We start from the raw sequence: 23516 nt of genomic DNA, 5'->3' as shown, positions 1-23516 counted from the left end.
TACCTATTCAATATTAGAAAGGTTAATCTACTCTCTTTTATTAGGAATGATGATTGCTCTTAAGTTTGGTATTGAATGCCGCCGGTAAGTGTTTGTTATGCTGCAAATGGTATATATTGTATCATTTATATATTAAATAAGATTGGAAATAATTTGACCAAAAGTAGTAAATCTCCTTGCAACCTCAAAAATTCTTAAACTTGACGATTTTCCAACTAAAATACCAATCTTGCAACCATTTTTGTGAAGATATTCCGAAGTCTATATCTTCGATTCCTCATTCCCCACTCACTCCCAAAAACATAGATTTCACTTTTTTCAAGCCAATTACTATAATTAACCGACAAACTTTGGTTGGAAACTAGCTGCTAAAGTTTCCTCAAGAGTTGGAATGGCCGAAATGGCGCCTACCTTTGTACAAACAATAGCACCTACACGATTGCTAAAGGCAATAATATCCCTTAGTTCTTCAAAGTTTTCTAAAGCTTTCCTAGGCTCTTCTTTTTTTGCCAACTGGAATAGCGTTGCTCCTACGAATGAATCCCCAGCACCGGTAGAATCTATTGAATTTACTGTAATACTTGGGACGATTTCACGTTGTTCCCTATTAGAGATCAACGTTCCTTCCTTTCCTAAAGTAACCGCAACAACCCGTGCCCCAATTTCATGAAGGAACGCGATTCCTTTTTCAATATTATCTAACCCTGATATGATTCTTAATTCTTCATCGCTAAGTTTGATAAAATCAGCTAAAGCAATTCCTTTCATAGCTAAATCTACAAAAGATGGAATTCTGCCTTTCCAAAGGTCAAATCTAAAATTAGGATCAAATGAAATAAATTTTTCCTCTTCCTTAGCCGTTTTCATTAGGTTTATATAGGTGGATTGAAACGGATCATCTAACAGAGCGGTGGCGGAACCAAAATGCAGGATATTGGAAGCTTTAAGCTTTTCTTGATCGAGTTCCTTTTCAATTAAAAAAGCATCTGCGCCACGATTAAAAACAAAATCTCTTTCCCCGTTCTCCTTTAAAGATACAAAGGCTAATGTTGTCGGGTGATCTTTATCCAACACCATCATAGATGTATCAACCATTACATCATCTAGTGTTTTCCGCAAAAAATGACCAAATGGGTCGTTTCCCACTTTACCACAAAACAATGCATGTCCTCCTAATTTGGAAATAGTTGCACAAACATTCGCAGGAGCTCCCCCTGCCTTTTTTTCAAAATGCTGACCATCAGCTAAGTCTATTCCAATATCTGTACAAAAAAAGTCGATTAATATTTCTCCAATACAAATCACAGATGAATTTGGTTTCATTTACTCTCAACCGTCCTATCAGAAAATGTTCAATCTAATAATAAATAGACTCTTGGTGTGATCCTTCTGCGTTCACACCCTTAACAGGCACTTACTTTCAAAAACAAAGCTCTAATCCTCATTATTCGATTAGAGCTCTATCTTTATTTCAAAAAAAGAATTTAATTCCACACTGAACCTAGCTTCCATGATTCAATGCTATTTACACAAACCATGCCGCCCTCTGTAAATAGGTTAAACTGTTTGCTAGTATCCTCCGGGAAGATCCGATTGGTTATGACCTGCTCACCATCGTTAACAAATAGCTCAATGGATGTAGTATCCATAAAAATTCTCAGTTTAATGGTGCCATCTTGCTTCACTACCAGTGGTGCTTTGCTAATTCCTTTTTCACCGCAGCCGGAGTGTTCCCGATCCAGGACAATCTCTTTATTTTCTAAGTCAAGGATGATTTCTGTTTTTTCTACTCCATCCTCAGAGCATCTTAATTGGATCCCAAATACGGATGCCTCAGTCTCGTTGAGATTAACATCGAGAATGATTTCTGAGACGGATTCTTGTTGACCATTCACTGTCACTTTTTCCGTCACTTCGAATGCAACTAGTTTCTTATAGTCGGACCTTATGTCTTCAAGTTCTGGTACTGGTTTTTGTTTAAGAATATCTCCTTCTAAGACGAGCTCTCTCGGAATTGTCATAGCACCAGCCCAACCGAATTCTTGAGAAGGCATTTTTGTTAACCATTTTTCCATCCAACCAATCATAATTCGACGACCTTTTTCATCAATCAGGGTCTGAGGGGCATAAAAGTCAAAACCATAATCTAATGTCCTGTAAGTTCCTTGGGTAAAAATACCTTTATCATAATCCATATCACCAATCACATAAAAAGGCTTTTCATTTTGGGTTCCATACATTGGAGAAACAATTAAGGCATGAGTATGGTTAATTGGGAAAAGATCCGGACACTCCCACATATCCCCCTGGGTGCCATCACTTTCTGCTGCTACTCCTTTATATGTCCAAACCTTTAAATCATCAGAAACATAAAGTACAGCTTTTCCTTTTCCATCCTTCTTAGTTCCAACTACCATGTACCATTTGCCTTCATGCTGCCATACTTTTGGATCCCGAAAATCATGAGTGCCATCAACCGGAAAGGTATTGATAACAGGGTTTTGTGTGTATTTCTCAAAGGAAACTCCATCGTTACTTGTTGCAATATTTTGAACCTGTTGTGGCAGGTTGCCATCTACATGCCCAGTATATATTAATACAAGCTCATCTCCGGCTACGACTGCACTACCAGAGAAACAGCCATATCCAGTGACGTCACCGGAGTCGTATGACTCTGATGGCGCCAAAGCAACCGGTAAGTGTTCCCAATGTACTAGGTCCGTACTTTTTGCGTGTCCCCAGTGCATTGGACCCCAGCTAGAGGCGTAGGGATAAAATTGATAAAATAAATGGTATTCACCCTTATATTGGACCAAACCATTCGGATCATTGATCCAGCCAGTAGGTGCCATAAAGTGATAGTGTAATCTATATTGACGTTTCGCAATAATATCTTTCTTGGCTTCAATTTCTTGGATTGCTCTTTCAAGAGCTTCTAAGTGTTTTGTATTTAAACTATTCATAAAACATCTCCTATTTTTCACCTAATAAAAGGTTATATAGATTGATAGATTCATACTACCAATTTTTAAAAAGAACTTAGCTCCATTTACCAATTAGGCTTTGTTTTACACGTTGAGCATGCTCTTTATTGCCAGTAGAAGATTCTCTTGTTTTGTTGTATTTAATTTCCATTTGTTTCCTCTTCTCTTCTACATAAAATACTTCTCTTTCTTTTGCTGATTCATATGCTTTTTGTTGCTCTTCATTTAATTCCTTCTTGGCCTTTTGTTTCACAACAGGCATTTGGGCAACATGCGGTAGTCTATTTTCGACTGGAAGTATATCTAGTTTGGGAGATGGTAACGTCTGATACCAATATGCAGTAGAGGACCAGTCATCAGATAAGTGATTTGCATGTCCATGTTCAATCGAAACCTTAATGCTCTCAGAGAAGTGAATCGGATCTGCAATGTGGAATCTGTAGGATACTTGGTATCCCGGCTTGTCGCTCTCATGAATAATGGAACCGTTATACAAGAAACCATTCTTTTGCATTCCCCAAGCGTGTCCAAAATAATCCTCACTACCTGTACCATTAATACTTGGTTCCTTTTCGCCATCGATGAAGATCATATCATCACCTTCCCCCCACCAGCTGCCTTGGAAATGGTTAACTGATAAGTTACAGCCCACATAATGACCTTTACCTTGTGTTTCTAAAACCACATAGTTATCTTCGCCTGTTAGGTTAGCAACGCTTTGAACTGCCGGGCTGTTTACTTGAAGATCATTTCCCCAGCCTTCGCAAGGACTTTCCCGACGCCAGTTAGCATGGAAGTATACTGTATCTTCCGGTAATTCTTCTTTATATAGCTCATAATCAATATAGAAATATAGACCAAATGGTAATTCATTTTCGTTCACAATTTCAATTTTCGCTTTTTTGTTAAACGGCATTGGAAAATAGCAGTTTAACGCAGCTGGTGCACCGAACTTATTTGCCTCCTCCGGCTTAACAGAAACGTTAAACGGCACCGATTGGAAATTACCCGGTAACGAATGACCTACACAGAAGAAGTCCCCAAATGGTGCCAAAACGCTTGGTGTATTCTGATCATCCCAAGTAATTTTAATTAATGCTTTTCTGTAATAAAATGGATCTTGCTCTTCCCAAGTAACACCTAATGCATTGTGTATTTCATTTACAGGTGCTACGTTACTACCTAAAACGGGATCCACGATACTTGGGCCCATAATTTTTCTACAGAAAGATGTCATCCAAAAATGTGTTAAGCAGCCAGGACCTTCGATTTCCCCTAATACTACTGACTCGTTCGGTGGAATTAACCAATAATCTTGGTTCCTGCCTGACTGGTCAGAACTTGAGAGTCTCGCAGATCTTACATCTGCATGTCTAGTTAAATTTTGTAACATCCCAATTGAATTCGTTTTCATGTAAAGTTGCCTCCAAAGTAATGTTTTTTTATCCTTTAACTGCTCCCGCAGTCATACCCTCAATAATGTGTTTCTGAAAGATTCCATAAAATAGTAGCTGTGGCACAATAAATAGCAAGCTTGCCGATACAATACCACCGTAATCAATGTTGTATCTTCCCTTAAATTCAGATATCGCAAGCGGAATGGTCATATGATTTGGGTCACTAATTAGCGTGACTGCAAATGGGAATTCATTCCAAATATAAAGAATATTAAAGATAAAAATTGTCATTACCACTGGCTTAATTACAGGAAATACCACCTTTGTACAAAGTGTAAATAAGTTACAGCCATCAATAACTGCGGCTTCTTCCATTTCAGATGGAAAATCCTTCAGGAATCCTGTAAACAATAATGTATTAAACGAAATAGAAGTAGCAATATATGGTAAAATGAGTGATAGATACGTATTTTCGATTCCGAGTGTTATGGTAATCCGGTAGATTGGAAACAATAAGATAAACGGTGGAATCGCAAGCCCGATAATGAGAAAATAATACAAGCCATTTTTTAGTTTCTCTCGTTTAAATATCAATCTACTAATCGCAAAAGAACTCATAAAGGTAATAATCATTTCTAAGAAAACTGAAACTGCTGCAACTATAAAGGTATTCTTATATAGCAAGCCCATATTTAAGGTTTCAAAAGCCCGTTTATAGTTATCGAAGTTTAAACTTTTAGGTAATGAAAATGGGTTTGTAAGGATGGTCTGGTTATCTTGAAAGGATAAAACAATCATCCAAATAAAAGGTACCATTATAAGTAGAGTGACAGCATAAGTAAGGATATAGGATAGTCTTTTAAATCTTGTTTGTTTACGATTCAATAAATCAAAAGTAGTATCGTTTGATACCTTTTGATTTATTGCTATATAAGTTTCTTTTGACTCCATCCCCTTCACACACCTTCCTTACTCTTAAGTCTTTTACCTACTGTAAAGATTCCTAGGAAAACGCCCGCAAATACAATCGTCGCGAGTAATGAGATGACCGCAATCGACATTCCATAACCATACTCTCCTGAAGTGAAGGTGGTACTATACATAAACGTTACCAATACATCTGACAAATGATTTGGTCCACCATTCGTTAATTGGAGAACAGTTTCAAAGATTTTAAAACAGAGTGTAATAACTAAAATAGTATTTAATTTAAAAGTTTCATTAAGCAAAGGAATGGTGATGTTAACTAATTGCTTGAATTTACTTGCACCGTCCATATCGGCTGCTTCGTAGAGCTCTGCTGGAATTAACGTTAATCCAGCTAGAAAGATCGTGGCAATGTATCCCAAACTTTGCCAGCTTTGTACAATTGCAACTGAAAATGGTGTTAAGGTTTCTCCCCCAATCCATTTAAAAGCAAGTGAACCAAGACCAATTTTTCCTAGGAAGGTATTAACAAGACCAATCTTAGGATCTAAAATAAATACCCAAATCAAACCAACCATGATTGGTGCAATAATAGAAGGAGAGTAGTTAATTGCCCTTAAGGCGCCTACACCCTTCATTTTTTTATTGAGTAATAGGGATAGCAAAAATGCACCAGGGATTAGTAGAACTAAAGTTACCAATAGTACGACAAAGGTATTTTTAAGGGCGATAATAAAAATGGGGTCGTTGAACAATCGTTGATAGTTAGACAGTCCCACATACTGTGGTACGCCAATACCTGAAAAACTAGTAAAGCTATAATAGGTTGCAATTACTATAGGCATCATAATGTACATTAAATACACTAGAATTGTCGGTAATAGCAGGATTATTTTATTGTAATGATTACTATACCATCGCATTTTTCCACCTACTCTATGAATTGGCTAATGTAATACGATCAAACATATTACATTAGCCAAACAAATTATTTAATAGTCGAAATTTTATCTTCAACAACTTTTGCTGCTTGCTCAGGGGTGTAAGTTCCATTAATTACACCATAAATACTGTCGTACATTGCACTTCCAATTGCTTCAGGAACGACAAGGTCCGGTTGGTTCGGCTGACTTACCCAGCCCTGAAGCTGTACTTGATCGACTAACTTTTTAAACAATGGATGTGCTGCTTCATCTACATTTACTGCGGCATTCGTCATTGGAGCTACTTGGTTATCTACCATGATTTGAGTACCTTCTTTACCATAGTAGAACTTTAATAACTTTAATATTGCTTCTTTCTTAGCTTTGTCTTCGCCTGCTTTTTTGCTAACCAGTAATGGGGCTGAAGGTACAACAGAGCTTACTTTTTGGTTGCCTACACCATCAGCGAATGTCGGACCCCACCAAAAACCTACGTCTTTCCCAATATTGCTTTTTTCAATTTTTTGAACATCCCACATACCAGAATCCAACATAGCTGCTTTACCACTTAAAAATTGCTCAACCGCTTGGAAGTATGTTTGTGTTGTTACGTTTTTAGGAAACGCACCTAACTTTCGTAAATCATCAATTTTTTTATAGTAGTTTACAAAATCACTGTTATCATAGCTCTTTTTTCCAGCTAGAATATCATCGATTTTATCAAAGTATCCATATCTGGATAGCATAGTTAAAAATGCCCATACCGAGTAATCATCTTTTGCACCCTTTGCAATAGTGGTAATGCCGTTCTTTTCAAATACTTTTGTTGCTTCTTCTAAATCTTCAAAGGTCTCCGGAAGCTTTACCCCATATTTATCAAAAAGTGCTTTATTATAAAATAAGCCAGTGATTAGCGGTTGATAGGGCAAGCCATACTGGTGGCCATCCTTATTAAAGGACTTGATCATATTTTCTTTAAGTGAACTCTTTATATCAGGATTTTTATCAAGAAACTCTGTTAAATCCATTAACATACCGGCTTTTTCTAATTCGGCTGCTGAAGCTGGCAACATCCAAAAAACATCTGGAAGTTTATTAGATTGAGATTCCATTTTTATACTTTTTATATGTTCTTGTTGTTCTTTCCCAATAAGATTAACTTTAATATCCGGGTTTTCTTGTTGGAATTTTTCGATTACTTTATAAAAAGCAGGCTCTTGATCCTTGGGATTCGCTACATGAATGGCAAAATCTATAGTTGTTTTACCGTCAGATGATGTTGTGGTCTCCTTGTTCCCACAACCAGCTAAAAATAAACCACTAAGCAGGACTAAACTTAATATAATTTTAATTTTTTTCATCTTGAACCCCCGATGATTTTTTATTTAATCATTAACCTTACAAGGAATTTCTATGAACGATTGTTGATTCAACGCAAATTTCTTCAGGCTCTTTTGCTTGATTTTCTAACCTTTCTATTAGAAGCTTAGCTGCAGCCTGCCCCATTTCAAATGATGGTTGTCTTATAGCCGTAATAGACGGTTCTGTTAATTCCATCCAATTAAAATCATCATAAGCAATGAACGATACCTCTTCCGGGATTTTTATATTCTTTTCTTTTAAAAATTTGTAAACCCCCATAGCAATAACATTATTAACTGCTATAATTCCATCAACTTCTTGTGTTGAAAAGAGTTCTTTAGCCATTTTATATCCTGCTTCAAAGGATGATTCCCCAACAAATATGAGCTCTTCCTTAAATCCAATCCGATACCTTCTAAGAACATCTTGATACGCATCATAACGTTCAATAGTACTGGATACATCAATCGGACCAGAAAAAAAGGCAATCTTCTTTCTTTCTTTCTTCACCATCATTTCAATAGCTTCATAGGTAACAGAATAGTTATTTGTATAGACAGTATCCACTTTTTTAAGTGAGTTCGGCTTTCTATCCACATATACCGCTGGATATCTATTAAACGCTTCATTTGTCTCATATCCAAGATTAGAAGTAGGTACAATGATCAATCCATCAATATACTCAATAAACTGTGTATTATACATATCGATTTGAGCCAGTTCGTTATTAATATTTTCATGAGAATTGCTGATAACCAATCTGTATCCTTCTTTATTTAAGACACTTTCAATTCCATTCGAAAGCGAGAGGAAAAAATCCGCAGAAGTATCATTAGGAAGTATCGGGATGATTAAACCGATCACTTTCGTATCTTTTCCCTTTAATGACTTTGCTACTGCACTGGGGGTATAATTCAACTCTTCCATAGCTTGAAGGACTCTCATTCGAGTATCTTCTTTTACATATCTTGAAGAATTCATTACATTCGAAACAGTTGCAGTTGATACATTGGCTTTTTTAGCAACATCCTTTATGTTCGCTTTTTTTGTATCCAAAAAACTACACTCCCAATTATTACTTAAGTTCTTTACATTAAAAGTAACTATTATTAGTATTGATTAAATTCAATAAAATAATTAGTTTATCTCACCACCTCATTAAATCGATTAAATCATTCTAATAAAATACTGTTACAAACTCATTTTAATCGCCTTTATTCATTAAAAATAACAAAGATAAATAAAATTGAAGCTTTTTAATCGATTAAATAAAGAGGTAAATAAAAAAATTCCGGGTGATATAAACTTATTTAATCGATTAAAAAAACATTCAAATAAAAAAGGATTTCATTTAATCGATTTAAAAGTTATTTCCGCTTTCCTGTAATCGCTTACTTGAACTTAGTTTATTTTATTTTGAATTATCTGTCAACAATTCTTAATAAAATTTTTTTGCCGTTTTTTGTACGGTAATTATAACGATCAAACTGAATAATGATCCGGAGAACAATAAGGATAGCCCTGCCACCTTTATAGTGAAAAAATGCAACAATAATAACCCAGTTAAAATATAAAGATTCGTCATAGGATTATTTAGTAAAATATAAAAAGAGCTTTTAAAAATTTCCTTTTTTCTTGTTTTGCCATATGTGTAAACAACAAGACTATACAAAAAGAGCATGATCAATAAAAATAAGAGTACATAAAATAATTTAACTACCCAACTGCTAAAAGCTAAATCTAACGACGAAATAAAACGGATATCAGCAATTACAATAAAACTTAATAGAATAAAAGGATAAAATAGCATGTTGCTCTTTTTAAACTCTCTCTTATAAAGTAGAGTAAACTCCTTTATTATACTAAAATCGTTTTTGTCCAAAAACATTTGTTTAATAATAAAAAACATCGCTATGGTTGCAGGAAATATGCCTAATATTACTCCACCTAAAAGGGTAAACGTTAGCCAGAGAATATTGATATAGGCTAAATTGGAAATCCATGTACTAAGACCATGCAGCTTGTTTAATATGCCATTATTCACCTTTAACACCGCCTTTTTATACTATACATAATTATTAATTGTGAAAATTAAATACGTAGTTCAATTTTAAGACCACCGAAACACCTTTGTAAAGCATGGATTTTAAAGACTAATTTTAAAATTGAAAAGCATTAATAGTCGGACAGTTACTTATTTATTCTAGCAGCATTAGGCAACAACGTAAAAAACAATATGACCTTTGATGATATGATGAATATCCAGAAAAACTATCGTAACTGCCGGAACAATATTACTCAATATGAGGTAAAAGGTGTAGGTGGAAAAATCGATGGAATTTACTACCTTAATGTTCCAAATAAAGAAAAAATTAAGGTCACGAATATGTTAAAAGATACATCCATGGCTTTCTTGGGAATTCCATTTTCAAAATCCCATGGAATTGGTGGAACTTCAATTAGAGAAGTCATAAAACTTTTTGAAGGCAGGTCTAGTAACTCTAAAGCCTTCTGCTCTCCACTTCTCAATCTAACAATAGGACATTTGGGGTGTGACACTTATAAATATAGATGAAATATTGACAATTTTGGTAAGGTAAGTCACTTCTCATTTTACTAGGAAAATAGTTTTTTAAAGCTGACAGGAATTTTCCTGATAGTGGCGAAATATGGTTGAGTTGATTATTGCAAAAGGAGAAAAAGGAATGAAGAAATTGTTGTTTGCCTTACTGTTGATGACGGCTGGTGGATTAGGGTTGTCACATAGCGTGAGGGCGGAAGAAAATTTTGATTATATGGATAAGGCGATTGTTTCGACTTATCAGCCAGCGATGTTAGTTGATCGCAGCGGCATGACTTCAGATGGAAAGACGGTCTATATCAGGTACAGAGAGAGCCTATATAACTTTAACACTGATTTTACAATTTATCACCGAGATACCGGAAAAAGCGAAACCTATACCAATTCCTTTGGGCAATTAAGTCCCGATGGAAAATACCTACTTTCTTCCGATAGTTCCGGGAATACTACGGTTGTTTCTGCGGCGACCAAGCAGGTTTTAATGACCCTTCCTGATCACGCTGATCGAATTGTGTTCCATCCAACGCTTCCCTATGTAGCCGTCATGAACGATACTTGGGATTCTAGGATCACGGTTTATAATGTAGAAACGGTGCAAAAGTTATATACACACCCTACGAAGAGTTTAGCATCCGTTGTGTTTAATCCTCAAAATCAAACACTCCTTTATGCTTCGGACTATGACGATTCGTTACATATTCTTGATGCATCAACAGGAAACGAATTAAAGACGATTCGCTATTATTTTTCAGGAAGTGCCTCTGGTATCTCTGATCTGGATCTTTCTCCTGACGGGAAAAGGCTGTATTTTGCGGCATATGATGAGGTGTATGAATTCAATTTTGACAACCTCACCTGTACCAAGCTTGTTTACCTCCAAGGCATCCAATAGATTTGAATGGAAAACTATTAAGTATCGGAATAACATGGATAGTTTCGTTATGGAAAAATACCCCTCAAAAAATACTCCTTTTTAATGTTGAATTAGCTGATGAACTATAAATACAGGAACATTGATTATTAAATAGCAATAAACATATGAATAAAAAATGAAACCGTAAAGATCATAGCTATGACCCGGTGAAATTTCTTTCGAGACCCTGATGCTTTCTTCTTGCGTAAGTACCCAGCAAACAAAGTAACCAAAAGAAAGATAAAGGATGTATAACCCATCAACATCTTGAAATGACCATATCCAATAACAGGTCCTATTTTAAAAAGATTAATCAAAGCGTGCCCGATAATGAGAAGTGTAGATGTGATAGCGATTTTAATATGCCATTTCATAAAATACCTGGAATAAGTCGCTAATCGGATTTTAACTTCTCTTTGTTTTGCCTTTCGAATAAGTAAGAAAATGAAATACATATTCACATTAAAGACAAATAAAACCATGGCTATTTGAGCTAAAAACTGGCTGATTACAATCAATGTGTTGTCATGTGGACTAAGAAGCCAAATATAAATAATTGAGCCTGTAATAATCAAAACATTGGAAGCTGTCCAAATCCTATGGTACACACAAATCCCTCTTTCTTGTTACAATCAGGAATTTTATTTTTTGCGAGAATTTGGAGATAACCAAAGTGATGAATCTTAGGTTATTTCATTGGCAAATCCCAAAGGAATCAGATTACTGATTTTTAAGTATTTTTATAAGTTCTCTTTGTTCTTCTTTTAACGATGTGATTTCTACTTCTATTTGGAAAGCTTATTTAACACTACATACAAACTTACCCGATCACTGCTTGTATTGGAAAAAGAAAGTTCCTCATCATCACCGGTATGGATTAAATCCATTTCTGTTATCTCTGATTCCATGCCGTCAATGATAATGGTTCCCTTACCGGACACAACAAGCAGATAGACCTCTGCGCCAGGGTGTTTATGAGCAGGCAGTATTTGTCCGGGCAAGAAGTTTAGAACAAATGCTGTACTATTGCTATTAGTAAAAATAACCCGTTTTGTAAACTTTTCCTCATTAAATTCCTGGTATGCCTTAATCGATTGCTTTTCCATAATGCCCCTCCTAATTCACTATTTACATTTTAAAAAAAGGGAATTATCAATTAAGTGAATTTAATCACTGATTATGATAGTATTCTCTGGATTAAATGCCAATATGAATACCAGGCTTTAAATTTTAAACTATCCATGGAATATAAAGAACGAAAATTCTCACCATCAGGTGAGAATTTTCGCAAGCCCAAATGCAACCGCTGCCGCAAGCCCTCCGGTAATCATCGTTTGAAAAGCACTCTTTATAGGTGAAGTTCCTGTGAACCTTCCTTTTACATAACCAAAAATCAGCAAAGCGATAAGTGTGACAATGACAGAGACCATCAACGCTGTTGCAGGATGCTTGAAGATAAAATAAGGGAACAAAGGGATTATCCCACCGACAATATAAGATACGGCAATGGTAATTGCGCTGTTTCTTGCGCGTGTTGGCTCAGGCTTTTCTAGTCCCAATTCAAATTTCATCATAAAATCCACCCATTTTTCCGGGTTCTTTTTCATGGTTTCGGTGATTGACCTTATTTGTTCTTCTTCGAGTCCATAATCCCGAAAAATATTGGCAACTTCTTCCTCTTCACGTTCTGGCACTTCTACTACCTCGCGTTGTTCGCGGGCAAGTTCAGTTTCGTAATGTTCTGCATCTGTCTTCCCTGCCAAGTATCCCCCAAGTCCCATTGCAATTGACCCTGCTGCAATCTCAGCGCCTCCTGCAGTAAGAATTAAAGTTGTTGTATCAACAGCACCAGACAATCCAGCAGCTAATGCAAACGGTACGGTTAATCCGTCCGACATTCCAATGACAACATCTCGAATGAAGTCTGATCCAGAAAAATGTTCTTCTGTGTGATGTAGGTGTTGATCCATTTTTTCACATCCAATTTAATTATTGTAACACTTAGTTACTGCCTTCGTAGCCTTGACTTCTCCCCATAGATAAATCTAGGGGATTCTTTTTTAAACCTTCATCAAAGTCGCCCTTCAGCCGGGGCTTCCGGGTCTTACTGCTTCTCCGGTTCATTACGACATGAGGTAAAGACCACATACCGCAGCCCAATCATAGGCACTACGCCACTGTTCTTTTCCCACCATTGTGCGAAACAATAGGAGTTAAAAGGACTCGGCGATACTTTGTATCTTGAATCTTAGATAATTCACGGCTTGGGGTAAGTTGTTTATTTGTAGCCTTGTCCAAAATATTCAGTGCACCAACTAAATCACGGTGTCCTTTCGCCCCACACGTACAGTGGAAGTTTCGATTCCATTGTTTACGGAACTCACCGCATGAAGGACATGTGCCCGAAGTATATGACTCTTCCACTAGTTGGACCGTCACATCACGGAGTTTCAATTTATATTTTATTTTTTCAATTAATTGGCCGAAACTCCAGTTGGACAGTTGTTGACGGATCTCTTTACGTGTTTTCTTTTTCTTCTTCGTGTTCTTTTGAACTCCATCCGGTGTTCCAATAAAGAGCGTTTTAATTTGGTTATCAACACACCAATCGGTAACCATTTTCGATATAGAATGCACTAGATACTCGATTCTCCGTTCCATTTTTTCTAAAAAACGGCGTTTACGTAAAATGAGTTTTTGTCTTTTATTCGAACCTGGTTTTTTCCGGCTAATTCGTTTTTGAAACGCCTTCAATCTTTTGTTTCTATAGCGTTGTAAGGCGCGGAGCTCTCTGCCAGTTACGATAAGGTGATTTTTTCCGTTACTTAAAACTGCTGCGTGAATTAAACCTAAATCACATCCCGCTTCATTTTTACCCTGAACAGACTTTTGTTTAGGCACTTCCACTGCCAGATGCATCCAGTATTGATTTTTATGCCAAACAATTTCAGCACTTTTTATCGTATGGAAATGAATATGCTTTGGTTGAGGAATCACTAAGGGGCGTTGATTTTTACCGTTGCTAAAGACAAGCTTTTTCTTCCTTTACTTTAATAGCCGCTTTTTTATATTTAACGATGAAAAATTTCTTATATTTCCAAGGGTAACGCCACTGCTTTTCACCTTTAGCCCGTAGCTCCCTTGTTCTTTTACATGTTTCTTCGTGTAATTCGATGATGGATTGAATCGTTTGAGAGTGCAAGGTATGTGTGGTTGCGTTGTACCATTTCTTCTTTTCTGAAGCACTGGTCCATATCTTATACACATCATATAACCACCAATGAAGGTCTACAACATCATTCCAAAGATTCGCAGCTTCCGTGCGAAGAGTATCGACTAAGCTTCTCTCCTCCTCTGTCAAACGCAACGGAAATTTCCGAATAACGATATCACCTTTTACTTCTTTTTTCTTCTGCTCTTTCATGTTCTTTTTGTTCTGCTCCATTCCCATTCTTACCTCAGTTCGGAACATTTGTTCTGTATTTATATACTACCACTTTTTGCATGAAGGGTGGTAGTAAAAAGAAAAAAAAGAATGGCTTATATCCCCATTTCTAAAGAAAGGGGTTTTACTCCACTGTTGGATAAACTATTTCAATCAAAACAAAGAAAATGCTTAAGGAAGCAGCCCATATAAATAGTTTTTTATTGTTTTTTGTAGTAGTTTCAAATTGTTCTTCGTTACTACTCATTTACATCATCTTCCTAATTAGAATCCTACTGCTATTGTTATCTAATGTCAAATGTAATTGATAATTTATTAATGTAATTGATAATAATAATTATATTCGATTACTGTAATATTGGTTTATTAGATAAAAAATGGTTATATTAATAATAATTATTATTATTTTATTATTTTTTCAAAGTATAATTTCTAGCACTTTTGATGAAATATGTATTCGTGGATAATAAGCAACTGTTCGAATCACTCAACGGTTACATTTCGTCGAAACCATAATAAGCGATACCTCTTTTTAAAGTATCGCTACCCGTAGAAAACCAATATTTTTGCCAGAAAAACGATTATTTCTTCTTCAACAATCTTGTCGGCTCAATAAAACTTACTCCATTTAATGTCCCATTTGCGGAAGACTGATCTTATTGAAAAACAATTAAATTTGTATAACATTTTTGATTCCAAAAACTATGGTTATTTAATCTTTGATCATCCAGAAAGTATGAAGTGGTAAACAGTCTGTCATTCATTGGTACACTTTTTGTCATTCAGTGGTAAAAACTATGTCAAGGATGGTACATTTCATTGGCTGTGATCACTAGACACTATTCAATTTCTCTCCTTCATTCGTTCGGGCAGATTCTGAATTGATTGAACCACCATATCCAGCTTTGTTTCAATCCGATAAAGCAAGTAAAAGGACACAACAATAGGGAATCCTACCTAACTGATGAGAGGTATGAGCTCATCCACGATCCTATCTCCTTTCTTTTCGTTAGGAAGACATGTAAAAAAAAAGACCGGCTTTAACGTAATCCGGCCTTTCCGCTATATTCATTAAGCAAGTTCATAATCAGTTATATTACGCTCTACGATTCTAGCACCTTGAGCGGAAACTAAATTACCGCCTGCTGTCGTAATGATTCCTGAAGCAATAATGTCTGCCATCGATTGCTTGACAACCGCTTCATTCACCGGTTCTTTTGGATTATCAACGGTCAATCGAGCTGTCTTCCCAAACTCGGTAACAAATTGTAATTCCAATGTTTTAGCCATCCCTTTCACCTCCTACCGTAATTGAATCCCCCGCCATTAAGCTAAAATTTCGGTGTTATCCGCTCTTTCAACACTGCTCAGCTGATCATTGCACAAAACAGATAATGCCTGAGCCACTTGATAGAGCTGATTTGCTGTTGCTTCTTTCTTGATGTTGCTCAATGTCTTTGCTTTTAAAATGGGAGCACCCTTCTCATCCATTCCAACTTCAAAGACCAATCGCAGCTTTGTTTCTGCTAACATTGCCTGTGCCATTGTCTACCACCTCCTTTCACCCTCTATATATTAAAAAGGGGAGAAAAGAGACATGGTAGATAGCAATCTTTTACTAAAAATTAACGTACATTCATTTCCATCTATTGTAGATAAATTTAGGAGTAGAATTTTGTTAAACTGAAAACTATACAGATATCGAAGTTCAAAGAAATAAATTTCGATATAAAGAAAAGCGGAAGCGCCTTCGGAACCCGTAAAGGTAGCTCATGCGGAACATATAGAAGATAAAAAAAGCCAGGCTGCTCATCTTGGTGATCAATCTGACTTTCGTTATACCCTAAACTTCTATAAATACTTAGATTACCACAACGGAATAAAAGAGACGGTCGCAGAACACGCAAATCTGCGCAAATTCTCAGCTACCACTCTTGTAAATGAATTTTATTGTGTATAATGGTCATATAATAAGAAGGGAAGTGTTGGTAGCACTTCCCTTCGCAACCTCTACCGTCAGGTTGATGGTTGTTATAGTTTATTTTTTATGTGGGCCACCCTTTTGCTTGCGACGGCGTTGGGTGGTTTTCTGTTTATCTAAAAGATTCATTCAAATGAGATGTGCACTTACTTCGTGTACAATCCCCTTTAAGACTTCTTTTAGAAATACAAGAAATGTTTCCATGATTATCACCTCCTTCCTAACAAAGGAAAGAAGATAGACAACCAACCACCCTTACAGATTCAGTAGCACTTCCATTCTGTCACTTTTCAACAATTATAAATCTATCAATCTTCGACAAATTTCGAGGCGTGACAAGCACGTAATTCAGAACTATAAGTCATACGCTTTTAGTTTGTTTAATAGGTTAAATTTTAAAAGGAAGTATACAGAAATGGCACCAAGAGAATCAATGGTCAAATCATATAAACGACCGTCTCTTCCAAAAAAAAGCTGTAGTAATTCAGTAATAAATGCAAAAGTAAATGATATAGCAAACGCCTGTTTATGACTTTTCTTCCAATTGAAAATAAGCAAATCAAATATGGCAAATCCAATAAAATGTCCTGTTTTAACCATGATAAAATTATGATGAATTTTTGTTATATCTGCTAAATAAAAGAACGACCAAAAATTTGGAGAAGAAACCCACCTAAAACCAATAGATTGAAAACGTATTAGAGCCCCCAAATTATCAGTCCAGGTATGCAGCCCTAAAATCAACCCCCATACAATGACAGGTACTAGTTTAATTTTCATGAATGTCTTCAAATATTCATAAATCACTTTGCGAATCATTGTAGTCCAACTTTCCCTTTATGATTAAGTCTCGAATCTAGAAACAATAATACACCTTATTGGCAAAAATAATAATTCAAAAGTTCCACTTGATAAAATATTTATCTCTGAACTAATGTCATGTATAGATAAATTATTGTTCTGATTTATTATCTACTCATTCTATCCCCACAATAATCGGTTACATCACCTTTTTATCAATCTCTTCTATTTAATAACCTATCAATCTTCGGCTAATTTCTGGCGGTGAAAGGCACCGAAATTTTTTTCACCTCCCTCATTTCCCTATAATCAGCTATTAGTCTTATAAATCAAATGCACAAAATCTGTAAAACCGTGTTATAATTTGTTATAAAATATCGAATAGAATTGAGGATAATATGAAGAAAAAGGTTCTAATAATTATTGCCAGTGTTATAGGTTTGTTAGCAATTGGAATAGGCGGATATGCGTATAAATTATATAGCTCAGTAAAAGATACAGTTGGACAAATGCATGAAACAGTTAATTTAGATAAACCACATACTAAACCTGTGATTAGCCAAAATAGTCAACCAATTTCGATTCTGCTTTTGGGCGTTGATGAGCGAACTAACGATCGTGGCCGCTCTGATACGACAATGGTTTTAACATTGAATCCTAAAAAAGGAACCATGCAGATGGTGAGTATCCCGCGCGACACGAGAACAGAAATTGTGGGACATGGAACAACGGATAAAATAAATGCTGCTTATGCGTATGGTGGACCAAAAATGGCAATTGAAACCGTTGAAAACTTTACAGGCATTCAAATGGATTATTTTATTCGTGTAAATATGGAGGCATTAAGTGCATTAGTTGATGCTGTTGGTGGAGTAACTGTACACAATGATCTTGATTGGATTGACGAAGGGTATTATAAAAAAGGTTTTCATTATACAAAAGGAGATATCAACCTAAATGGCCCGGAAGCACTTGGATATGTCCGGATGCGACACTTAGATCCGAATGGTGATTTTGGTCGGAATGGGCGCCAGCGTCAAATTATAACGGCGATTCTTGATAAGGCCGTAAGTATCTCTTCGGTAAGTCATTTTAATGATATTCTAGCAGCATTAGGCAACAACGTAAAAACCAATATGACATTTGATGATATGATGAATATCCAGAAAAACTATCGTAACTGCCGGAACAATATTACGCAATATGAGGTAAAAGGTGTAGGCGGAAAAGTTGATGGAATCTACTACCTTAACGTCCCAACTGAAGAGAAAATGAAGGTCACGAATATGTTAAAAGATAATTTGGCCAAAAGTTAATAAAATTACGGAAAAAGGACTAGCAATAGTCCTTTTTTATATGGTATTTAACAATAACTTTCCATATCTAAAATCAAATTGCATTTCTTCTAAGATTCTTATTAAATCCTTTGCGATTTTCTCAGATTGATTCTGATGATCAGAAAGATTTCCTCTAAACAATTCCTTCCTATCATTAATCATGTCAGGGTCAATTTTATAAGTAATAAAATTCTCCCAGACAATCGTTTCACACAATTTATGTTTTTTTAGATAGTTGATTGTGTTTTGGTCCTCTTTCATTGTCGGTCTATTAAGAATTAATAGAGGTACGTTAGCACTAACAGCCTCCCCGACCATTCCCCAACCTGCTTTTGATATCACCAAATCCGTTGTTGCTATATAATTTTGTGATTCTACATAATCAGCAGGTATTTGAAAGACATTTGCCTTATTAACTTGGACATTTGACGACACTAGAAAAACACAGTTAGGGCTATCCCAAATTGGGAGTTGTTCTAGTGAACCTACATCAATTTTCATTCCAAGTCCTAGAAAAACAATTTTCTTGCTTCGGCTAGGATCAACCAACTCTTTTATTCTCCTAACTTCTTGTAAATCTACTTCTCTTGAAAAAAAGCCGAAATCCTTGGATTCGATGTCCCAGGTTTCATTACTCCCTGCTAATGAAAAGAAATATGTCATTTTTTTATAGGCCTCTTTAAAAGGCTCCAAATCAAGCTCATCTAATAATTCATGATAAGCTGTATACCAAGTAAAATTAGATATTCCAATAGAGGGAATACCTAAATTTTCAGCCGCTTCAAAGGGCAGTGGAGAAATATCTGAAACAACTAAGTCAACATGATTCATCCTCAAGAATTCCTGTTCTTGATAGTTATTGAGCACCCAATCTGATAAGAAGCTATTATATTCCTCTTGTAATCGAGCTTTATCAGGGTATATTGAATCCTTTTCCAGAAAGTAGCCAACATCCGTTTTTATGTTTCTATAACTAATGCGGTTAGAATTTAGAGATTCTTTAATAAAAGAAAGCGCAAAGGAATGGCAAACAATAATTCTTATATCAGCCTTTTCAAGTAGTTTCCGCATAACGGCAATACTTCTTGAAGCATGACCATATCCATAATCAGAAATATAATAAGCAATGGTTTTCAAAAAACTTCACCTCAAAAATAAAAAAGGAGGGAAAGAACTTCTCCAGTTCTCTCCCTGCACAAAATTATATAATAACTTTTGCTTTTGACTTATTGAAATGATTAATCACATCATCCCATTCAAAAAACAAACGAGTAAAATCTTCGTCACTAATGCCAATCCCTGTTTGTACTTCAACAAACTCTAACTCAGAAAATGCTTTAATACCATGTTTCTTACCTGCTGGAAGGTGGATGATATCCCCTGCTTTTACACGGGTGATATAATCATCCAATGCCAGTTCCCCTTCTCCTCTGACAATAGTCCAAACCTCGTCACGTAAGTTGTGGTAGTGATAACTAGAATTTTTCCCTTCGTGGATACAAATCCGCTTTGTTACCATTTCGTTTCCATCATCATATTTAGCATAATCAAGAACACGGGACCAGCCCCAAATCCGCTCTTCGTACATAGGAGGCTGATCAAACCCGCCGATTAGTTCCTTTATTTTGGGGCTAGATGCTTTATCCGCAACTAATATCCCATCTGGACTAGCAGCAACTACAATATCCTTTACACCAAGTACGGTAACTGGTATATCAAGTTCATTTATTAAATGAGTATTTACTGTATCATCACTTACTACACCTTTACCAATTTGAGCTGTTGCCATTTCCTCTGTTAATGTGTTCCAGGTTCCAAGATCTTTCCAGTAACCATCATAAGGAAGAGCCACGATATGATTTGCTTTCTCCACTACTTCATAATCAAAACTGATCTTAGGAAGACTAGGATACTGACGTGAGAGTTCATCATAATAAAGGGGCAAACCTTTATCAGACAAAATATCAAGTAAATACCTTAATTTAAAAGCAAATACACCGCAGTTCCATAGGGCATTCAAGTCAATAAGTGTTTGCGCCTTTTCTTCACTTGGCTTCTCTGTAAAATGGTTAACAGTAAAATAGCTATCTCCATCAACAGCATCTTTGGGAACGATATAGCCGTATTTAGAGGAAGGATAGGTCGGTCTAACACCTACCAATGCCAATTCTGCTTGTGAATTTAATAAAACATTTTCTAGTTCTTTTACTTTCTCAAAAAAGCCGTCTTCAACATATGGATCAACTGGTAATACAACGACCACTTCATCTTCAGAAACATTTTGTATCGAAAAAAGATAAGACGCAGCTAAAGCAATCGCTGGGAAAGTATCGCGTCTTTCGGGCTCAATGATTAGAGGGACATCCATTCCTATTTGGCTATGGATCATATCCCTTTGCATTTTAGAAGTAGCAATGACAGATGATTCGGCTAGACCAACTGTTTCCAACTGCCCCCATACACGCTGGACCATAGATTGTTTCTCTTCTTTATTGCTTTCTAATACTCTTAAAAACTGTTTTGATCTGGTATCATTGGATAAGGGCCATAGCCGCTTACCTGATCCACCGGATAGTAATACTAACCTCATAATATCCCCTCCAAAAAAAGGCTCCCTAGAACCTAATCTGATTTATATGAATAATAGTCCTGCTCAAAAGTTATCTAATACTGCTCTGCCAATTGAATATACTTTCTTGCGTATGCCTTTTATCCCCTATATTTTTGATGGAGAAGTGCAACAAAAGTTACTAAAAGATTCTAGTTAATCTTATTATTAAAAATAAAGTAAAAAGGACAGATCCCTATTGGCAATAATACAGGATCTGTCTCCAATTAAGCATATTTCACTAGTGAAACTTCTAAACTACTAATTGTTTCTCTTCCAATCGAATCATAAATCAAATTTGCTTTTCTCGCACTTGTAAGGTCATAGCAGTTTCTTCCATCAAGGACGATTGGAGTTTTCATTAGCTCACTATATTTCGAAAGATCGAAGCTTTTAACTTCATCCCATTCTGTAAAGATAAAACATACGTCTGCATCCTTGATGGTGTCTTCAATGGTGTTGCAATAAGTAATTTCATCAGGGTACTTTTTCTTGAAATTCTCTACGCCAACTGGGTCCCACGCTTTAACATTCGCACCGTCTTCAATCATGATCGGAATATTCACAAGCGTAGGGGCTTCCCTTAAATCATCCGTCCCCGGCTTGAAGGTTAGCCCTAGTACAGCTACATTCAACCCATTGAAACTATCAAAATACTTGCGGGATTTCTTTATTAATTTTAGCTTTTGATTTTCGTTCACATCAATGGCTGCCTTAACCGTTTTTAACTCGTTATCATGGAAATTCGCCAGCCAGTGCAATGCTTTTGTATCCTTAGGAAAACAAGAACCACCGTAACCAATCCCTGCATTTAAGAAGCGATCCCCAATCCGTTTGTCAAAACCCATACCGAGAGCGACATCTTCTATATCAGCTCCAATAATTTCACAAAGGTTCGCAATTTCATTTATAAAAGAGATTTTCAGTGCGAGAAAATCATTGGATGCATACTTGATCATCTCTGCACTTTTCCTATTTGTAACCACAATCGGTGCATCAAAATCCTTGTATACTTCTTTTAATACTTCACCTGCAAAAGGTTCTTCCACACCTATGACAATTCTTGAGGTTTTTAGGGTATCCCTTACAGCAGTTCCTTGTGATAAAAATTCAGGATTTGATGCTACATATACATTTACATCATGAACCAATTTAGATTTAATCAAATCTTCAATCTTATCATTTGTACCTATTGGTACCGTTGATTTAACAACTACGACACAATCTTTTTCAATACTTTCAGCAATTTGCTCAGCTACTCTATAAACGTAATTTAAATTAGCAGATCCATCTTGTTTTTCTGGAGTTCCAACACCTATGAAAATAACATCTGCATCTTTATAGGCTTCTTTATAATCGGTTGTAAAATTTAATCGATCCATATTATTAGCCAATAATTCTTCAAGTCCTGGTTCATAAATAGGTGAAATCCCAGCCTTCATTAAGGCTACTTTTTTATCATCTATATCGACACAAGTAACAGTATGCTTAAGTTCCGCCAAACAAACCCCGGTAACTAAGCCAACATACCCTGTGCCAGCTACTGCAATTTTCATTTTATTCTCACCCTAACTATATTAATTCTTTTTTTAACACATCTGTCAGTGACAAATCATATGGTAAAGAATAATTTAACCATATCGACTCGGATTACTTTTAAAACCAATCGGGAGCTTTTACTTTCTCCAATATTAATTACTGTTCTATAGTTTTAATAACCTTCGCCGGGTTTCCTGCAATTACACTATTCGGTGGAAATTTACCACAAACCACTGCTCCAGCACCTACAACACAGCCATCCCCAAGCACTGTGCCCTTAAGAATTAAAGCGTTGCATCCGATAAAACAGTTCTTGCCAATTACAATAGGTCTAGTACCAATTTTCTCTTTAATATCAGCATTACGTGCTTCAATTTCAATAGGATGAAAATCATTATCTAGAATTTTAACATTTCCACCGATGTTAGTATTATCAGCAATTGTAATGGATTCTCTTGCATAGATTGTAGCACCGCTAATACCCACATTATTGCCAATACTGATGGATGCCCCGATAGTACGAGTAACAATTATGGTTCTAGAATACAGACCTACAAGATTTGAAAAAAATGATGACTTAATCGTAACACCGCTACCGATTGACATGTTTGCGCCTGGTTTATTGAAAATTAAAGGGCAGCCTTTAAGAAGTAGATTCCTACCATATTTGATATTTAAAATTTTTAAAATTATTTTATAGTAATTACTTTTCAAAGTA

At 35.9% G+C, this 23516-nt stretch carries 23 protein-coding genes and 2 pseudogenes; 3 read left to right on the top strand and 22 right to left on the bottom strand.

Annotated elements, in window-relative coordinates:
- Positions 1-336: 336 nt before the first annotated feature.
- The 8 genes from AC3ANV_RS01410 to AC3ANV_RS01375 all read right to left on the bottom strand — a co-directional run bounded on the left by AC3ANV_RS01410 (position 337) and on the right by AC3ANV_RS01375 (position 9637).
- Positions 337-1323 carry a carbohydrate kinase family protein gene (locus tag AC3ANV_RS01410; RefSeq protein ID WP_488311924.1) on the bottom strand — a complete coding sequence of 329 codons (987 nt, stop codon included), beginning with the start codon at positions 1321-1323 and terminating at the stop codon, positions 337-339.
- A 161-nt stretch (positions 1324-1484) separates the two neighbouring features.
- Complete coding sequence (locus AC3ANV_RS01405) at positions 1485-2963, bottom strand: glycoside hydrolase family 32 protein (RefSeq protein WP_488311923.1); 1479 nt, start codon at positions 2961-2963, stop codon at positions 1485-1487.
- 76 nt (positions 2964-3039) lie between these two features.
- On the bottom strand, positions 3040-4398 hold the full coding sequence (locus AC3ANV_RS01400; protein WP_488311922.1) for a glycoside hydrolase family 172 protein: 1359 nt from the start codon (positions 4396-4398) through the stop codon (positions 3040-3042).
- 28 nt (positions 4399-4426) lie between these two features.
- A complete protein-coding gene (locus AC3ANV_RS01395; RefSeq protein WP_488311921.1) occupies positions 4427-5332 on the bottom strand; it encodes a carbohydrate ABC transporter permease in 906 nt (301 codons plus the stop codon).
- 5 nt (positions 5333-5337) lie between these two features.
- The gene (locus AC3ANV_RS01390) at positions 5338-6231 is read right to left on the bottom strand and encodes a carbohydrate ABC transporter permease (RefSeq protein WP_488311920.1); all 894 of its coding nucleotides are present in this window, start codon (positions 6229-6231) and stop codon (positions 5338-5340) included.
- 65 nt (positions 6232-6296) lie between these two features.
- Entirely contained in the window at positions 6297-7592 is a 1296-nt protein-coding gene (locus AC3ANV_RS01385) for an ABC transporter substrate-binding protein (protein WP_488311919.1), read from the bottom strand.
- A 37-nt stretch (positions 7593-7629) separates the two neighbouring features.
- The gene (locus tag AC3ANV_RS01380) at positions 7630-8649 is read right to left on the bottom strand and encodes a LacI family DNA-binding transcriptional regulator (RefSeq protein WP_488311918.1); all 1020 of its coding nucleotides are present in this window, start codon (positions 8647-8649) and stop codon (positions 7630-7632) included.
- A 382-nt stretch (positions 8650-9031) separates the two neighbouring features.
- Positions 9032-9637, bottom strand: a complete 606-nt coding sequence (locus tag AC3ANV_RS01375; RefSeq protein WP_488311917.1) for a YesL family protein — start codon at positions 9635-9637, stop codon at positions 9032-9034.
- A 147-nt stretch (positions 9638-9784) separates the two neighbouring features.
- Here AC3ANV_RS01375 and AC3ANV_RS01370 point away from each other — a divergent pair.
- Positions 9785-9991, top strand: a pseudogene (locus AC3ANV_RS01370) (LCP family glycopolymer transferase); the annotation flags it as partial.
- 307 nt (positions 9992-10298) lie between these two features.
- The gene (locus AC3ANV_RS01365; protein ID WP_488311916.1) at positions 10299-11066 is read left to right on the top strand and encodes a WD40 repeat domain-containing protein; all 768 of its coding nucleotides are present in this window, start codon (positions 10299-10301) and stop codon (positions 11064-11066) included.
- 128 nt (positions 11067-11194) lie between these two features.
- On the opposite strand, the gene AC3ANV_RS01360 is transcribed toward AC3ANV_RS01365, so the two are convergent.
- From AC3ANV_RS01360 to AC3ANV_RS01315, 10 genes and pseudogenes are all read right to left on the bottom strand, one after another.
- Positions 11195-11695: a hypothetical protein gene (locus AC3ANV_RS01360; RefSeq protein WP_488311915.1), complete on the bottom strand. Its 501-nt coding sequence runs from the start codon at positions 11693-11695 to the stop codon at positions 11195-11197.
- A gap of 177 nt (positions 11696-11872) precedes the next feature.
- Positions 11873-12193, bottom strand: coding sequence for a cupin domain-containing protein (locus tag AC3ANV_RS01355; protein WP_488311914.1), 321 nt, complete (start codon positions 12191-12193; stop codon positions 11873-11875).
- A 165-nt stretch (positions 12194-12358) separates the two neighbouring features.
- On the bottom strand, positions 12359-13057 hold the full coding sequence (locus AC3ANV_RS01350) for a VIT1/CCC1 transporter family protein (protein WP_488311913.1): 699 nt from the start codon (positions 13055-13057) through the stop codon (positions 12359-12361).
- Positions 13058-13256: 199 nt separating this feature from the next.
- A complete protein-coding gene (locus tag AC3ANV_RS01345; RefSeq protein ID WP_488311912.1) occupies positions 13257-14084 on the bottom strand; it encodes an RNA-guided endonuclease InsQ/TnpB family protein in 828 nt (275 codons plus the stop codon).
- Positions 14085-14109: 25 nt separating this feature from the next.
- Complete coding sequence (locus AC3ANV_RS01340; protein WP_488311911.1) at positions 14110-14532, bottom strand: hypothetical protein; 423 nt, start codon at positions 14530-14532, stop codon at positions 14110-14112.
- A 124-nt stretch (positions 14533-14656) separates the two neighbouring features.
- Complete coding sequence (locus AC3ANV_RS01335) at positions 14657-14779, bottom strand: hypothetical protein (protein WP_488311910.1); 123 nt, start codon at positions 14777-14779, stop codon at positions 14657-14659.
- A gap of 596 nt (positions 14780-15375) precedes the next feature.
- Positions 15376-15519, bottom strand: a pseudogene (locus AC3ANV_RS01330) (YvrJ family protein).
- Positions 15520-15603: 84 nt separating this feature from the next.
- On the bottom strand, positions 15604-15822 hold the full coding sequence (locus AC3ANV_RS01325; RefSeq protein ID WP_488311909.1) for a DUF2922 domain-containing protein: 219 nt from the start codon (positions 15820-15822) through the stop codon (positions 15604-15606).
- A 36-nt stretch (positions 15823-15858) separates the two neighbouring features.
- Positions 15859-16077 (bottom strand): DUF1659 domain-containing protein, encoded by a 219-nt coding sequence (locus AC3ANV_RS01320; protein ID WP_488311908.1) that lies wholly within the window; start codon positions 16075-16077, stop codon positions 15859-15861.
- Between the two features lie 790 nt (positions 16078-16867).
- Positions 16868-17293 carry a VanZ family protein gene (locus AC3ANV_RS01315; protein ID WP_488311907.1) on the bottom strand — a complete coding sequence of 142 codons (426 nt, stop codon included), beginning with the start codon at positions 17291-17293 and terminating at the stop codon, positions 16868-16870.
- A 419-nt stretch (positions 17294-17712) separates the two neighbouring features.
- Here AC3ANV_RS01315 and AC3ANV_RS01310 point away from each other — a divergent pair, with 419 nt between their 5' ends.
- Positions 17713-18630 (top strand): LCP family glycopolymer transferase, encoded by a 918-nt coding sequence (locus AC3ANV_RS01310; protein ID WP_488311906.1) that lies wholly within the window; start codon positions 17713-17715, stop codon positions 18628-18630.
- A 36-nt stretch (positions 18631-18666) separates the two neighbouring features.
- Here AC3ANV_RS01310 and AC3ANV_RS01305 read toward each other — a convergent pair whose 3' ends face one another.
- The 4 genes from AC3ANV_RS01305 to AC3ANV_RS01290 all read right to left on the bottom strand — a co-directional run bounded on the left by AC3ANV_RS01305 (position 18667) and on the right by AC3ANV_RS01290 (position 23512).
- Positions 18667-19788 carry a glycosyltransferase gene (locus AC3ANV_RS01305; RefSeq protein ID WP_488311905.1) on the bottom strand — a complete coding sequence of 374 codons (1122 nt, stop codon included), beginning with the start codon at positions 19786-19788 and terminating at the stop codon, positions 18667-18669.
- 64 nt (positions 19789-19852) lie between these two features.
- Positions 19853-21241, bottom strand: a complete 1389-nt coding sequence (locus AC3ANV_RS01300) for a sugar phosphate nucleotidyltransferase (RefSeq protein WP_488311904.1) — start codon at positions 21239-21241, stop codon at positions 19853-19855.
- A gap of 245 nt (positions 21242-21486) precedes the next feature.
- Positions 21487-22815, bottom strand: coding sequence for a UDP-glucose dehydrogenase family protein (locus AC3ANV_RS01295; protein WP_488311903.1), 1329 nt, complete (start codon positions 22813-22815; stop codon positions 21487-21489).
- A 139-nt stretch (positions 22816-22954) separates the two neighbouring features.
- Entirely contained in the window at positions 22955-23512 is a 558-nt protein-coding gene (locus AC3ANV_RS01290) for an acyltransferase (protein WP_488311902.1), read from the bottom strand.
- Positions 23513-23516 lie beyond the last annotated feature (4 nt).

Source organism: Neobacillus sp. DFD-2R (assembly GCF_057747865.1).
This window is presented reverse-complemented; position numbering and strand designations above follow the sequence as displayed.

Coding starts and splice junctions, on each gene's coding strand:
- AC3ANV_RS01390 (WP_488311920.1), bottom strand. CDS start 6,231: ATGCGATGGTATAGTAATCATTACAATAAAATAATCCTGCTATTACCG.
- AC3ANV_RS01365 (WP_488311916.1), top strand. CDS start 10,299: ATGAAGAAATTGTTGTTTGCCTTACTGTTGATGACGGCTGGTGGATTA.
- AC3ANV_RS01350 (WP_488311913.1), bottom strand. CDS start 13,057: ATGGATCAACACCTACATCACACAGAAGAACATTTTTCTGGATCAGAC.
- AC3ANV_RS01310 (WP_488311906.1), top strand. CDS start 17,713: ATGAAGAAAAAGGTTCTAATAATTATTGCCAGTGTTATAGGTTTGTTA.
- AC3ANV_RS01325 (WP_488311909.1), bottom strand. CDS start 15,822: ATGGCTAAAACATTGGAATTACAATTTGTTACCGAGTTTGGGAAGACA.
- AC3ANV_RS01355 (WP_488311914.1), bottom strand. CDS start 12,193: ATGGAAAAGCAATCGATTAAGGCATACCAGGAATTTAATGAGGAAAAG.
- AC3ANV_RS01385 (WP_488311919.1), bottom strand. CDS start 7,592: ATGAAAAAAATTAAAATTATATTAAGTTTAGTCCTGCTTAGTGGTTTA.
- AC3ANV_RS01320 (WP_488311908.1), bottom strand. CDS start 16,077: ATGGCACAGGCAATGTTAGCAGAAACAAAGCTGCGATTGGTCTTTGAA.
- AC3ANV_RS01300 (WP_488311904.1), bottom strand. CDS start 21,241: ATGAGGTTAGTATTACTATCCGGTGGATCAGGTAAGCGGCTATGGCCC.
- AC3ANV_RS01410 (WP_488311924.1), bottom strand. CDS start 1,323: ATGAAACCAAATTCATCTGTGATTTGTATTGGAGAAATATTAATCGAC.
- AC3ANV_RS01315 (WP_488311907.1), bottom strand. CDS start 17,293: ATGAAAATTAAACTAGTACCTGTCATTGTATGGGGGTTGATTTTAGGG.
- AC3ANV_RS01400 (WP_488311922.1), bottom strand. CDS start 4,398: ATGAAAACGAATTCAATTGGGATGTTACAAAATTTAACTAGACATGCA.
- AC3ANV_RS01295 (WP_488311903.1), bottom strand. CDS start 22,815: ATGAAAATTGCAGTAGCTGGCACAGGGTATGTTGGCTTAGTTACCGGG.
- AC3ANV_RS01395 (WP_488311921.1), bottom strand. CDS start 5,332: ATGGAGTCAAAAGAAACTTATATAGCAATAAATCAAAAGGTATCAAAC.
- AC3ANV_RS01405 (WP_488311923.1), bottom strand. CDS start 2,963: ATGAATAGTTTAAATACAAAACACTTAGAAGCTCTTGAAAGAGCAATC.
- AC3ANV_RS01335 (WP_488311910.1), bottom strand. CDS start 14,779: ATGAGTAGTAACGAAGAACAATTTGAAACTACTACAAAAAACAATAAA.
- AC3ANV_RS01340 (WP_488311911.1), bottom strand. CDS start 14,532: ATGGAGCAGAACAAAAAGAACATGAAAGAGCAGAAGAAAAAAGAAGTA.